This window comes from Nonomuraea sp. ZG12 (genome assembly GCF_052068115.1).
Classification (GTDB): Bacteria; Actinomycetota; Actinomycetes; order Streptosporangiales; family Streptosporangiaceae; genus Nonomuraea.
Genome location: NZ_JBQHCW010000026.1, coordinates 77,721 through 90,235, shown reverse-complemented (window position 1 = coordinate 90,235; position 12,515 = coordinate 77,721). Strand labels below are relative to the sequence as shown.

The window sequence follows — 12,515 nt, the reverse complement described above, 5'->3', positions numbered from 1 at the left end:
CGTTCGTGTCAGCAGTACGACGACACAGCCCCTCGAAAGGTGAGGCGACCACAACGCCCGCCACTCGCCGACAGGTCGCGACCAGCGAACCTCACACTTTCGTACGCTGTTTCGTCGGACTGGTGAGGGCAGATGCGACCGAGGGAGTCGGCGACACCATGACCATCCGATCCAAGTCGGCGGGACTGAGCGAGCGGCGTCAGCTGATCAACCTCGCCTACCGGCTCCTGGGCTCCCTGGCCGATGCCGAGGACGTCGTCCAGGAGACCTACGCCCGGTGGTACGCCATGTCCCCGCAGCAGCGGGAGGCCATCGAGTCCCCCGGCGGCTGGCTGACGAAGGTCGCCGGGCGCATCTGCCTCGACCTGCTCGGCTCGGCACGGGCCCGGCGGGAGCGCTACGTGGGCGAATGGATCCCGGAGCCGCTGCCCGACCGTACGGAGTGGATCAGCGGTCGGCCGGGTGGTGGCACGGCCGACCCGGCGGACCGGGTCACCCTCGACGAGTCGGTCAACATGGCCTTCCTCGTCGTGCTCGAATCGATGACCCCGGCCGAGCGCGTCGCCTTCATCCTGCACGACGTCTTCCGCTACTCCTTCGCCGAAGTAGCGGAGATCGTCGGCCGAACCCCGGCGGCCTGCCGCAAACTGGCCTCCTCGGCCCGCCGCCGCATCCGCGACTCACAGACTCCGGCGACTCCGGCGGCCCAGCGCGCCGACCTGGTCAGAGCCTTCAAGCAGGCATGGCAGGCCGGGGACATCCACGCCCTCATCGGCCTCCTCGACCCCGACGCCACGGCGACCGGCGACGGCGGCGGCCACGCCACAGCCGTGCTCCACCCGGTCCAAGGCGCCGAGCAGATCGCCCGCTTCTTCGCCGACCGAGCCGGCGAGACACCCAACGTGGAGATCGTGGAGCGCACGGTCAACGGCCAGCCCGGCCTGGTGGCCCAACTCGACGGCGTCACCGTGTCAGTCCTGGCCTTCGACATCGCCGACAACCGAATCAAGCACATCTGGGCAATCCTCAACCCCAACAAACTCCGCCCCTGGACGACAAGCTGACCAACTCCGGCCTAGGACGGCGTGCTGGCAAAGCCCACCCTCGGACAGCGTGCTGACAAAGCCCGGCTTGGGACGGCGTGCTGACAAGGCCCGGCCTTTGGACGGCGTGCTGGCATGCTTCCGGTGGGATACCCGACCTACATCACGCCGGCTCCCCCGCCACCTCCTGGTGACCTCGCTCAGATGGTGCGGTGAGGGGTGACGAGGCCTGACTCGTAGGCGAAGACGACCAGTTGGGCGCGGTCTCTGGCGTGCAGTTTGGTCATGGCTCGGCTTACGTGTGTCTTGGCCGTCATCGGGCTGATCACCATCTGGGCGGCGATCTCGTCGTTGGACAGCCCCCTGGCCACCAGCGCCGTCACCTCACGCTCGCGGTTGGTCAGCACGTCGAGGCCTTCGGGGGTGGGCTCCGGCCGGTGGGCGACGTATGCGCCGATCAGGCGGCGGGTGATGGAGGGGGAGAGCAGCGCGTCGCCCCTGGCCGCGACCCGGACGCCCTGCAGCAGGTCGGAGGGCTCGGTGTCCTTGACCATGAAGCCGCACGCCCCGGCCCGCAGCGCGTTGAAGACGTATTCGTCCAGCCCGTAGTTGGTGAGGATCACGACGTGGACGCCGCTCAGCCGCTCGTCGGCCGCGATCCGCCGGGTGGTCTCGATGCCGTCCAGCACCGGCATCTGTACGTCGACCAGCGCGACGTCGGGCCGGTGGGCCCGGGCGAGGGCGAGGGCCTGCTCGCCGTCGGCCGCCTCGGCGACGACCTCGATGTCGTCCTCGGCCTCCAGCAGGGCGCGGAAGCCGCCACGGATGAGCGCCTGGTCGTCCACGATGAGGACGCTGATCACGATGGGCCTTTCACGGGAAGTTCGGCGCGTATGGTGAAGCCGCCTTCGGGGCGGGGCTCGGCGCGTAACCTGCCGCCGAGCGCGGTGACGCGCTCGCGCATGCCGAGCAGTCCGACTCCGGGAACCGGGGGCCGGTCCGGGTGGGCGTGGCCGTCGTCGTCGACCTGCACGACCAGCTCGTCCGGGCGGTAGTCGATGCGCACCAGCGCGGACGCCTGGCCGGCGTGCCTGCCGACGTTGGTGAGCGCCTCCTGGACGATCCGGTAGGCGGCGCGGTCGACATCTGTGGGCAGGCTCTGCTGCTCCCCGGTGATCGTGACGGTGGCGGGCAGGCCGGTCGAGCGTGCCCGGTCCACCAGGTCGTCGAGCCGGTCCAGGCCGCTGCCCGGCGGCTCGCCGTCGGAGTCGCGCAGCACCTCCAGGGTCGCGCGCAGCTCCCGGATGGCGTCGCCGCTGGCCTCCTGGATGGCGAGCAGGGCGGCGGGCACCTCCTCGCCGCGCTTGCGGGCGAGGTGCACGGCCACCCCGGCCTGCACCTTGATGATGGAGATGCTGTGGGTGAGCGAGTCGTGCAGCTCCCTGGCGATGCGCAGCCGCTCCTCGCCCGCCCGGCGGCGCGCGACCTCCTCACGGGTGCGCTCGGCCTCGGCGGCCCGCGCCTCCGCCTGCCGCAGGTAGGCCTGCCGGTGCTTGGTCACGGTCGCCGTCACCCCTGCGGCGATGAACCAGCCGAGCAGCAGCGTCGTGCCCTGGATGATCTCCTGAGGGGACTTGGCGGCCGGCGCGGCCAGCTGGGCGGCCAGGGTGCCGCCCAGGAAGACGACGGCGGCGGCCGCGGCGAGCACCCGATGCCCCGCCCTGACCGAGGCGAACACACTGATCAGCACCGGGAAGGCCGCCGGCGGGCCGGGAGTCGCACTTCCCGCGTAGAAAAGCATGCAGACCGTGCTGACGGCCAGCGCCAGCAGCGGCGACCAGCGCCAGGCCACCAGCGCCAGCGAGCCGACCAGAACGGCCGCATGGTCCAGGGGCCGCATGACCGGCGTGGCGAGCGCACCGGCCAGCAGCACGGCCGCGACGGTCGCCGCGAGCACCACGTCGGTGGCGTTCGGGAGCCGCCCCTGTTCGAAGCCCATGCCCGCACAGTACGGCCGACCCTGGTCCGCCCGCATCGGCCCGTGGTCGGATCAACCGCCTACTCCCAGCGCGGTAGTCAGCCGGAACCTGCTCCCCCCGCCGTAGCCACAGGAGTCACCCCAGGCACGACGACCGCGACCACCCCCGCCGACGACGATGTGACGAAATATGCGGGCACGTCGTTCGAAAGGCACCGTGATGAACCTCCTCCCAGCGCTGCGCGCCGTGATGGCCCTGCACGTCGCCGCCGCCCTGTTCCAGTCGGTCACGGCCGGCATGCTGCTGTCCTCCGCCGACGGTCGTACCCTGCACGTCGCCTCCGGCCTCGTCCTGGCGGGCATCGGGGCGGCGCACGTCCTGCTGTCGATCCTCGTGTGGCGGCCGGGCCGCGGCTCGGCCGCCTTCGTCCCCGGCGCGGTCCTCCTGCTGGCGGTCACCGCGATCACCGCGATCCTCGGGGAGACCGGCATGAAGGTGCTGCACCTGCCGCTCGGCGTGGCGATCTTCGGGGGCACCGTGGCGCAGCTCATCCGGGCCATGCCGAGCCGTGGCCCCGCGGTCGCATGACGCTGACGAGAAGGCGGGCGCTGGGCCTGCTCGGCCTCGGCGCGGTCGCCGCCGCCGGGCTGCCCGGCTGCTCGCTGCTCGAAGGCACCCCGCAGCCGCAGCTCCTGCCCAGCACCGCGCCGCTGCCGAAGCCGTACAGGGTGTCACTGCCACTGCCCGAGGTCGCCGAGCCGGCGCGCACCCTGAGCGGCGTCGACTACTACGACCTCGCCCCGCGCCCCGCCGACGTGGAGATCCTGCCCGGCCTGCGTACCCGGATCTGGGGGTACGGCGGGCGGTTCCCCGGCCCGACCATCGAGGCGCGCAGCGGTCGCAGGACAGTGGTGCGCTTGGCCAACGAGCTGGAGGTGCCGACGGTCCTGCACCTGCACGGCGGGCGCACCCCGCCGGAGTCCGACGGCTACCCGACCGACCTGGTGCGGCCAGGGGAGCGGCGGGACTACGACTTCCCGCTCGACCAGCGCGCGGCCACGCTCTGGTACCACGACCACCGCATGGACCACACCGGGCCGCAGGTGTGGCGCGGGCTGGCGGGCTTCTTCCTGGTACGGGACGCCGAGGAGGAGGCGTTGCCGCTGCCTGCGGGCGACCGGGACCTCCCGCTGATGATCTGTGACCGATCCTTCGCCGAGGACGGCACCATGCCCTACCCCAGTTACCCGGACAGACCGGGCGCCCGCGAGCCCTACATGGGCGGGGTGCTCGGCGACGTCATCCTGGTCAACGGCGCGCCCTGGCCGGAGCTGCGGGTGGCGCGCGCCCGCTACCGGCTGCGGCTGCTCAACGCCTCCAACGCTCGTGCGTACGAGCTGTCCACGGGCGGGCCGCTCATCCGGATCGGCAGCGACGGCGGGTTGCTGCCGGTGCCCGTCACGGTCCGTCAGGTACGGCTCGCCCCCGGGGAGCGGGTGGACGTGGTCGCCGACTTCTCGGCCTACCCGATCGGCCACGGGGTGGAGCTGCGCAACCTGGCGGGTGAGGGGCCGCAGGCCAGGGTGATGAGGTTCGTCGTCGACCGTGACGCCCGCGACGACTCGGCCGTTCCCGCCCGGCTGTCCACGGTCGAGCGGCTGGACCCTGCTGAGGCCGCCGCCACCCGGGACTTCGAGTTCACCGGCGGCAGCATGCACGGCGGCACCGGCTGGCTGATCAACGGCAAGCCGTTCGACCCGGCGCGGACGGACGCCAGGCCCAAGCTGGGCGACACCGAGGTCTGGCGGCTGACCAGCGACGTCGCCCACCCCGTGCACCTGCACCTGGCGCACTTCCAGGTGTTGTCGGTGAACGGGAAGCGCCCGCCGGGGCCGCCCGAGTGGAAGGACACCGTCGAACTGCGCGACGCCCAGACCGTGGAGATCGTCACCCGGTTCACCGGCTATCGCGGCCGCTACGTCTTCCACTGCCACAACCTCGAACACGAGGACATGGCGATGATGGCCAACTTCGAAGTCGTATAGGAGACGGCAGAAAGAACGGCCGCGGCAGCCTAGCCGTCAGGCATGCAGGCCGGTCGGCGGTCGGAGGCGGGCCAGACGTAGTCGAGGTCGTCCGGCTCCTCCTGGCCGAACAGGGGGCGGTAGTGGTCGGGGGCCTTGCGGAGCAGGGCCGAGCGGTGGCTGAGGTGCAGGGCGGGTTCGCCGAGCCAGGCGGGCAGCTCGCCCGCACCCGCCAGCTCCGGCTGGGAGCGTACGGTCACGTGACCGCAGTGCTCGGCCAGCTCGCGCGACATCGAGTCGGCGCAGGTGTCGGCGCGGCCGGTCGAGCACCAGTGACGGCACACCTCCAGGCCGTACCGCACCAGCGCCTCCTCATATCCGGCCCACATCTTCACCACGGGATGGTGCCGCCAGCCGTATCCGGGAACGGTCAGCGCGCGCAGCACCTGCAGCGCCTCGACCCGCTGCTTGCCCAGGCGCAACGGGTCGAGCACCTCCGCCGAACGGGCGAAGTCCGGAAATGGCAGGAAGGTCTGCATGGTTGTCCGTTCTTCCCCACGACAGGTGTTCACACGTGCGCGGCGAGCCACGGGCGCAGGATCGGCAGGACGTGCTCGGCCTGCATGGCCCGCATGTGGTCGAGTCCGTCCAGCACCGCCACGTCCCAGCCGAGCCGTTCGAGCTCCGCCCGCCGGCGCACGAGCGGCCCGCCGATGTCCACCCGCACGCCGCCCCACCGCTCCTCGTAGTCGATCTGGTCCGCCGAGCCCGCGACGCACAGGCGCGGGCAGGTGACCCGGGGCTGGGCCGCGACGTCGTCGAAGTCGCGCAGCGCCTCGTACAGGGTGAGGAACTGCTGGGTCTGCGCCGGCGACATCGTCATCTCCACCGACGACCAGTCGATCTCACCACTGTCCCCCCACCCGGCATCGGCTTTCGCGCCGCCGTCGCCGCCGCCGGTGGCGGTCGCGGTAGGCGCGGTGGCCATCGCGTGCGTCGCCGCAGTCACGCGGAGCATTTCCTCGTACGGCCCGTCGATCGGTGGGAAGCCGCCCATGACCAGGGCGGACAGGCGGTCGGTGCGGATCGCGAGCTGGAGCCCGCCGAGCCCGAGCCAGGAGTAGCCGTAGTACGCGAACCGCTCGGCTCCCACGGCGTCGGCCACGGCCAGGAGGTCGGCGGCGAGGTTGGCGGGGGTCAGGGTGCCGGGCTTCGGTTCGGCCAGCACATGTCCCTCGTAGTCGAAGGCGGCCACCCGCAGCTGGCCGCTGAGCCCGTCGATGAGCGAGCGGCCGAGCGCCGGATCCGCTCCCACCTTGCGCATCTCGTCCGCCTGCGGTCCCTCGACGGGCCGGGGGTTGACGGGCAGCAGCAGGGTCGGGCCGGTGCCGTGCACCTCGATGTCGATGGTGCTTCCGTCATGCAGTGTCGCCGTGGGCATCGCAACTCCATACGCCGTAAACTATCGTCCGTCGACAGAATAGCTTATGCCGTAAAGAGATATTCCGGGTCATCCCGCGTAGTGGCGTGGATCAGGTTCCTTACGGGTCGTTCGCATCACTCCCTCGATGGGCGGTGTCAGGGGTTTGCGGCCCTGCTCGCGCCGCCAGGTCTCGAACGCCGCCACGGTGCCGGCGAGCACCGCCACGCCGAGCATGACCCCGGCGACGACGTCGCTGACCCAGTGCACGCCGAGCGCGACCCTGGTGTAGGCGACCGACACCACCAGGAACCAGGCGATGACCCAGGTCAGCAGCCGGCCCCAGGCCGGCAGCCGGGGCAGGATGAGCAGGACCAGCACACCGGTGCCGAGGGTGACGGTCAGCGCGTGGCCGGAGGGGAAGGCCTCGCCAGGCGCCAGTGCCACGGGGTCGGGCAGGCTGGGCCTGGCCCGCGAGACGATCATCTTGAGCGCGAGGCCGAGCAGCCCGCCCACGGCGATCGTGGTGGTCGCCCAGATCGCGACCCGGCGGGCGCCCCGGACCCACAGCCAGACCGCCGCCGCGACGACCACGACCCGCCAGGTGAGCGGTCCGAACACGTCGGTCCAGACGATGAGCAGCCGGGTCACGTCGGGATTGGCCAGCGCGTACCGGTGCAGGTCCCTGGCCACGCTCGCGTCCAGCGGGTTCAGCGGCAGCTTGGCCAGGACGAGCAGCAGCATGAACGGGATCATGACGAGCGCGATCGTGAGGGAAGCGACCGTGAGCCGCGCCCCCAGCCCGCCGTCACCGTAGGAACGCCTCGCCGTCCAGTTCCGGAGCCGCATCAACGGCGGCTACCCGGACGGGCCGCGACCATTCCGGAGCGTGCGAAGGGCGAGGGCCGAGAAGAGCTCACCGGCGGCGCTGCTTGACGTGGTGGGCCACGAGGGCCGCGGCGCAGCCGACGACGACGATTGCTGACGGCAGACCGGCCAGCATGCTCCAGCCCTCGACGGTGTTGGCGGTCAGGTTGATCGCTGAGAAGACGACGAGGAGGACCCACAGGAGTATGCGCACGGCCGGTCCACCGGATGCGCGGGACTCGGCGGCGCTGTCCTGGTCTGCTTCGCTGCTCATGAGGTCGTTCATCCCAAAAACGGTATAGAGCAGCGATTGACGGATAAATCCTGCCATCTACCCACTCGGTGGTAGGGCTGGCTGGAATGACGCCCCCGCACGTGCTCCGTACAGTGTCGGTGATGATTCGTGACGCCTTCGAGGCCCTCGACCGTCTCGTGGGCGGCCTCGGCACCGCCGTGCTCGCGCTGTTCGCCGCGCTCTGCTGGGGTCTCGTCGGAGCCGCCTGCCTCATTGGGATCGGGCTGCCGCTGCTGCCCTCGATGCTGACGCTGACCAGGCTGGTCGCCGACAAGGAGCGGGCCAGGCTGAGCCGCTGGGGCGAACCCGTGGTGAGCCCCTACCCGGCCGCCCTCCCCGACGCGGGCTGGCGGACCACGCTCCGCGCCGCCCGCCGCGACCCCGCGACCCGGCGGGACCTGCTCTGGCTGTTCATTCACGTGCCGTCCGGCCTGGTGCTCGGCGTGCTCGGCCTGTCCCTGCCGATCATGGCGGTGCGCGACGCCACCTTCCCCCTGTACTGGAAGCTGCTCCCGACGAACGACATGACCACCGGGTTCGGCATCCCGGTGAGCACCTGGTCCGGCGCGATCGCCACCTCCCTGGTGAGCCTGGTCTGGCTGGCGATCGTCATCCTGCTCGGCCCTCGGATGGCCCGCCTGCAGGCCCTCCCCGGGCGGCGCCTGCTCACCCCGCACCCCTCGGTCGACCTGTCGGAGCGCCTCGCGCGGATCACCGCCACCCGGGCGGGCGCCCTGCGCGCGCACGCGGCCGAGCTGCGCCGGATCGAGCGCTCGCTGCACGACGGCGCGCAGAACAGGCTCGTCGCGGTGGTCGTCCTGGTCGCCGCGGCCAGGCGCGCCCTCGCCCGCGACCCGGCGCAGGCGGGCCCCGCGCTGGAGCGCGCCCAGAGCGCCGCCGAGCAGGGCCTGCAGGAGCTGCGCGGCGTCGTACGCGGAATCCTGCCGCCCATCCTGGAGGATCGGGGCCTGTCGGGCGCGCTCAGCGCCCTCGCCTCGGGCTGCGCCGTGCCCTGCGCGCTGACGGTCGGCGAGCTGGGCGCCGCCACGCTGCCGCTGTCGGTGGAGGCGACCGCCTACTTCACCGTCGCCGAGGCCCTGACGAACGTCTCCAAGCACAGCGGCGCCCAGCACGTACGGGTCAAAGTCGCCATGTATGGCGATACGCTCCGCATCGCGGTGGAGGACGACGGCAGGGGCGGCGCGCACGAGGGCGACGGCTCCGGTCTCGCCGGGATCCGCCGTCGCGTGGAAGCACATGACGGATCGCTCAAACTGACCAGCCCGCCGAACGGGCCGACGATGATCGAAGTGGAGCTGCCTTGCGTGTCGTGATCGCCGAGGACGACGCACTGCTACGCGAGGGACTCGCGCTGCTGCTGACCGGTGAGGGATACGAGGTCGCCGCCGCGGTGCCGGACGCGACGACCTTCATGTCGGCGGTGACCGCCTACCGCCCCGACGTGGCGGTGGTGGACGTGCGCATGCCGCCGACGCACACCGACGAGGGGATCAGGGCCGCGGTCGAGGCCAGACGCCTGCACCCGAGCCTGGCCGTGCTCGTGCTGTCGGCGTACGTGGAGGAGGCCTTCGCCACCGAGCTGCTCGCCGGCGGGGCCGGCGGCCTCGGGTACATGCTGAAGGAGCGCGTCGGCAGGGTCGAGGAGTTCGTCGAGGCGCTGGAGCGGGTGGCGGCGGGCGGCACCGCCATCGACCCCGAGGTGGTGGCGCAGCTCTTCACCCGCCGCCGCGACGGGCCGATCGACCGGCTGACCGCCCGCGAGCGCGAGGTGCTCGCCCTCATGGCCGAGGGGCTCGGCAACACCGCCATCGCCGAGCGGCTGGTGGTGACGGAGGGCGCGGTGCACAAGCACATCCGCAGCATCTTCGCCAAGCTCGACCTGTCGCCGACCGACCGCGTGGACCGCAGGGTCACCGCCGTCCTGCACTATCTGGAGGCCTGACCGCCCTACAGCTGCTCGCGCGCCTCCGCCACCCAGCGCATGACCCCCTTGGCGCCGGCCGCCTCGGCGATGGACCCGGCCTCGGCGAGCAGCTCCAGCGCCTCCTGACGATGTCCCTCGGCGGCGGCGATGTGCGCCAGCCCGATCAGGTTCGCGGCGACGCCGGGCAGGAACCCGATCTCCCGGCGGAGCCGCACCGACTCCTCCAGCCGCTCCCGCGCCGGACCCAACCGGCCGGCCAGGTGCTCGGCGATGCCCAGGTGCCGCAGCGCGTAGGACATCGTCAGCTTGTCACCGGCCACCGCCGCCAGCTCGTAGGAGCGTTCGAGCACCGGCACGGCGGCGGCATGCTCGCTCCGCACCACCTGGTGCACCAGGCCCGCCCAGAACAGGGCCTCGCCCTCGCCCCGCATGTCGTTGAGCGCCCGGTAGAGCCCGGCCGCCCGCTCGAACAGCGCCAGCTCGTGCGGATCCGTCTCCGTCCCGGCGAGGAACCGCGCGTGCGCCAGCCGGCCCCGGGCCAGCGCGAGATCGGCCTCGACCGCGTCCAGGTCGCGCTCGGCCGCCGTGAGCGCGTCGACGTCACCGCCGAAGACGGCCTGTTCGTAGAGCACCCTGGCCCGTTCGATGCGTTCTTCCGTGGTCATCCTGCCCCCGTCCACAGCCTTGGGCGCCGCGCCAGAGGCCCGGCGAACGTGTCCGCCAGACTACTTCCGCCACGTACGCCCCGCCCGCGTGATAATGCCGGTGTGCCGCGATACTCCAGGCGATCCATGCTGCTGCTCGGCGGCCTGGCCACGGCCGGAGTGGTGTTCCCGGTGCGGAAGGACCCGCCGTCCCCGGATCCCACGCCCCTGCTGGGGCCGCTGCGCCAGCGGTGGCGCGAGGTGACGGTCGACGAGAGCCGAGCCGGGCTGCGGGCCGCGGCCCGGCACCGTGACGGCATGGCTCCCGCCGCCGGGTCACTCTGGCCCGATCTGCCGTTCCCGTCCTTCACCGAGACCCCGGCCAGGCTGCTGACCATGGCTCGGGCGTACGCCATGACCGGGGACGCGCGGCTGGCCACGGCCGTCGCCACCGGCGTCGACCACTACCGGCGGCAGGTCTACACCGCCGGCGCGGACGCCGACGGCAACTGGTGGCACTGGGAGATCGGCGTCCCGACGAGGCTGCTCGACGCGGCCGTGCTGATAGGCCCGCACCTGACGGACCGGCAGCGGGCGGCGCTCGCGGAGGCGGTGGACCACTTCGTGCCGGAGCGCCGCCTGATCGGCTACGACGGCACCAGCACCGGCGCCAACCGGGTGGACCTGTGCACGGTGATGCTGCTGCGCGCCCTGATCGGGCCCGATCAGGACAAGGCCGCGTTGGCCGCCGCCGCGCTGTCCCCCGTCTTCCGGTACGTCTCCGAAGGCGACGGCCTCTACCGGGACGGCTCGTTCATCCAGCACAGCACCGTCCCCTACCAGGGCGGTTACGGGGCGGTGATGCTGCACGGCCTGGCCGTCCTGTTCGCGGTGCTGCGCGGCTCGCCCTGGCAGATCACCGACCCGGACCGGCAGCACGTCTACGACAGCGTCGAGCGGTCGTTCGCGCCGTTCGTGCACGACGGCCTCTGCATGGACCTGGTCAGCGGCCGTGGCGTCAGCAGGCAGGCGGACGGCGACCGGGTCAGGGGACGGCGGCTCGCCGCCGCGATCCTGTTGCTCTCGGAGACCGCCTCGGCGGCCGAGCGGGCTCGCTGGCTGCCCATGGTCAAGGGCTGGGCCGTGCGGGGCGCGTACCAGCGGACGGGCCGGTTCGCGGCGATCCTCGGCGACGGCGCGATCCCCGTGGCGGGCGAGCCCGTGGGGCACCGGCTGCTGCCGATGAGCGCCCGCGCCGTGCACCGCAGGCCGGGCTGGTGCGCGGCCCTCAGCATGGCCTCGCACCGGATCGCTCACTACGAGCACGGCAACGGCGAGAACCTGCGCGGCTGGCACACCGGCGCGGGGATGCTCTACTGGTGGGGCGAGGGCCACGGCGACCACTACTCCGACGGGTTCTGGCACACCGCCGACCCCTACCGCCTGCCGGGCACGACCGTCTCCACCAAGCGGCTGCCCGACGGCGCCGGCGAGGCCTGGGGCGGCGTGTGCCCGCCCGCCCGCTGGGTCGGCGGCGCGACCGACGGCACGTACGCGACGGTCGGCCAGCATCTGTACGGCCTGGAAAGCACGCTGGAGGCCGTCAAGTCCTGGTTCTTCCTCGATGACGCCGTCGTCTGCCTGGGCGCGGGCATCACCGGCGCGGACGGCGTCCCGGTCGAGACCGTCGTGGACGTCCGGCGGACGGACGCGCCCCTCACCACCGGGCCCGGCTGGGCGCACCTCGAAGGTCACGGCGGCTACCTCGTCCATGGGCTGCGCACGCTGCGCGGCCGCGACCGGGTGACGCTCTGGCTCGACCACGGCACCGACCCGGTCTCGGCCGGGTACGCCTACACGCTGCTGCCGAACGCCGGCCCGGCGCTGACCCGCGCCCGCGCCGCCGACCCCGGCTGGTCGCGGGTGCTCGCCAACACCGCCCGGCAGCAGGGCGTGCACATCCCGTCACTCGGCATCACGGCGGTCAACTTCTGGCAGGCCGGGTCGGCCGGCGATGTCACCGCGTCCGCGCCGTGCGCCGTCCTCGTCCACGAGCGGCGCGACGGCACGGCCACCGTCACCGTGTCGGACCCCCGGCGCGAGCTGAACGAGCTGACCGTCACCTGGCGGCGGCCGGTCGGCGAGGTCCTCCGCGCCGATCCGCTCCTGACCGGCGTCGTCACCGGCCCGGCGCTCACGCTGGTGTTCGGCAGGCTGGCGGATCGCGGGGGCGGCTCCAGGACGGTCCGGGTGCGCACTTCTTACGGAGTGCGGACGATGCCCGCCTGACCGGTCACC

At 72.5% G+C, this 12,515-nt stretch carries 13 protein-coding genes; 6 read left to right on the top strand and 7 right to left on the bottom strand.

What is annotated here, in order from left to right; genetic code table 11:
- Positions 1 to 158: 158 nt before the first annotated feature.
- Positions 159 to 1,064 (top strand): RNA polymerase sigma factor SigJ, encoded by a 906-nt coding sequence (gene sigJ, locus ACTMTF_RS40845; protein ID WP_441115482.1) that lies wholly within the window; start codon positions 159 to 161, stop codon positions 1,062 to 1,064.
- Between the two features lie 179 nt (positions 1,065 to 1,243).
- Here the strand turns inward: sigJ and ACTMTF_RS40840 are convergent, their stop codons facing one another.
- Complete coding sequence (locus ACTMTF_RS40840; protein ID WP_441115481.1) at positions 1,244 to 1,906, bottom strand: response regulator; 663 nt, start codon at positions 1,904 to 1,906, stop codon at positions 1,244 to 1,246.
- Positions 1,903 to 3,042 carry a sensor histidine kinase gene (locus ACTMTF_RS40835; protein ID WP_441115480.1) on the bottom strand — a complete coding sequence of 380 codons (1,140 nt, stop codon included), beginning with the start codon at positions 3,040 to 3,042 and terminating at the stop codon, positions 1,903 to 1,905. Before ACTMTF_RS40835 ends, ACTMTF_RS40840 begins: the two co-directional genes overlap by 4 nt.
- Positions 3,043 to 3,241: 199 nt before the next feature.
- Here ACTMTF_RS40835 and ACTMTF_RS40830 point away from each other — a divergent pair, with 199 nt between their 5' ends.
- On the top strand, positions 3,242 to 3,610 hold the full coding sequence (locus tag ACTMTF_RS40830) for a hypothetical protein (protein WP_441115479.1): 369 nt from the start codon (positions 3,242 to 3,244) through the stop codon (positions 3,608 to 3,610).
- Positions 3,607 to 5,067 carry a multicopper oxidase family protein gene (locus ACTMTF_RS40825; protein WP_441115478.1) on the top strand — a complete coding sequence of 487 codons (1,461 nt, stop codon included), beginning with the start codon at positions 3,607 to 3,609 and terminating at the stop codon, positions 5,065 to 5,067. Before ACTMTF_RS40830 ends, ACTMTF_RS40825 begins: the two co-directional genes overlap by 4 nt.
- A 29-nt stretch (positions 5,068 to 5,096) precedes the next feature.
- Here ACTMTF_RS40825 and ACTMTF_RS40820 read toward each other — a convergent pair whose 3' ends face one another.
- The 4 genes from ACTMTF_RS40820 to ACTMTF_RS40805 form a co-directional block, all read right to left on the bottom strand.
- A complete protein-coding gene (locus ACTMTF_RS40820) occupies positions 5,097 to 5,585 on the bottom strand; it encodes an MSMEG_6728 family protein (protein ID WP_441115477.1) in 489 nt (162 codons plus the stop codon).
- Between the two features lie 29 nt (positions 5,586 to 5,614).
- Positions 5,615 to 6,487, bottom strand: coding sequence for an alpha/beta fold hydrolase (locus tag ACTMTF_RS40815; protein WP_441115476.1), 873 nt, complete (start codon positions 6,485 to 6,487; stop codon positions 5,615 to 5,617).
- Between the two features lie 69 nt (positions 6,488 to 6,556).
- Positions 6,557 to 7,315, bottom strand: a complete 759-nt coding sequence (locus ACTMTF_RS40810) for a phosphatase PAP2 family protein (RefSeq protein WP_441115475.1) — start codon at positions 7,313 to 7,315, stop codon at positions 6,557 to 6,559.
- 67 nt (positions 7,316 to 7,382) lie between these two features.
- A complete protein-coding gene (locus tag ACTMTF_RS40805) occupies positions 7,383 to 7,619 on the bottom strand; it encodes a hypothetical protein (protein ID WP_441115474.1) in 237 nt (78 codons plus the stop codon).
- A gap of 110 nt (positions 7,620 to 7,729) precedes the next feature.
- On the opposite strand from ACTMTF_RS40805, the gene ACTMTF_RS40800 reads away from it, so the two are divergent.
- Positions 7,730 to 8,962: a sensor histidine kinase gene (locus ACTMTF_RS40800; RefSeq protein WP_441115473.1), complete on the top strand. Its 1,233-nt coding sequence runs from the start codon at positions 7,730 to 7,732 to the stop codon at positions 8,960 to 8,962.
- Entirely contained in the window at positions 8,950 to 9,591 is a 642-nt protein-coding gene (locus tag ACTMTF_RS40795) for a response regulator (RefSeq protein ID WP_397013743.1), read from the top strand. Before ACTMTF_RS40800 ends, ACTMTF_RS40795 begins: the two co-directional genes overlap by 13 nt.
- Positions 9,592 to 9,596: 5 nt before the next feature.
- Here the strand turns inward: ACTMTF_RS40795 and ACTMTF_RS40790 are convergent, their stop codons facing one another.
- Positions 9,597 to 10,238: a hypothetical protein gene (locus ACTMTF_RS40790; RefSeq protein WP_441115472.1), complete on the bottom strand. Its 642-nt coding sequence runs from the start codon at positions 10,236 to 10,238 to the stop codon at positions 9,597 to 9,599.
- A 102-nt stretch (positions 10,239 to 10,340) separates the two neighbouring features.
- On the opposite strand from ACTMTF_RS40790, the gene ACTMTF_RS40785 reads away from it, so the two are divergent.
- On the top strand, positions 10,341 to 12,506 hold the full coding sequence (locus ACTMTF_RS40785) for a polysaccharide lyase 8 family protein (protein WP_441115471.1): 2,166 nt from the start codon (positions 10,341 to 10,343) through the stop codon (positions 12,504 to 12,506).
- Positions 12,507 to 12,515: the final 9 nt, after the last annotated feature.

Coding starts and splice junctions, on each gene's coding strand:
- sigJ (WP_441115482.1), top strand. CDS start 159: ATGACCATCCGATCCAAGTCGGCGGGACTGAGCGAGCGGCGTCAGCTG.
- ACTMTF_RS40835 (WP_441115480.1), bottom strand. CDS start 3,042: ATGGGCTTCGAACAGGGGCGGCTCCCGAACGCCACCGACGTGGTGCTC.
- ACTMTF_RS40830 (WP_441115479.1), top strand. CDS start 3,242: ATGAACCTCCTCCCAGCGCTGCGCGCCGTGATGGCCCTGCACGTCGCC.
- ACTMTF_RS40825 (WP_441115478.1), top strand. CDS start 3,607: ATGACGCTGACGAGAAGGCGGGCGCTGGGCCTGCTCGGCCTCGGCGCG.
- ACTMTF_RS40820 (WP_441115477.1), bottom strand. CDS start 5,585: ATGCAGACCTTCCTGCCATTTCCGGACTTCGCCCGTTCGGCGGAGGTG.
- ACTMTF_RS40815 (WP_441115476.1), bottom strand. CDS start 6,487: ATGCCCACGGCGACACTGCATGACGGAAGCACCATCGACATCGAGGTG.
- ACTMTF_RS40810 (WP_441115475.1), bottom strand. CDS start 7,315: ATGCGGCTCCGGAACTGGACGGCGAGGCGTTCCTACGGTGACGGCGGG.
- ACTMTF_RS40805 (WP_441115474.1), bottom strand. CDS start 7,619: ATGAACGACCTCATGAGCAGCGAAGCAGACCAGGACAGCGCCGCCGAG.
- ACTMTF_RS40800 (WP_441115473.1), top strand. CDS start 7,730: ATGATTCGTGACGCCTTCGAGGCCCTCGACCGTCTCGTGGGCGGCCTC.
- ACTMTF_RS40790 (WP_441115472.1), bottom strand. CDS start 10,238: ATGACCACGGAAGAACGCATCGAACGGGCCAGGGTGCTCTACGAACAG.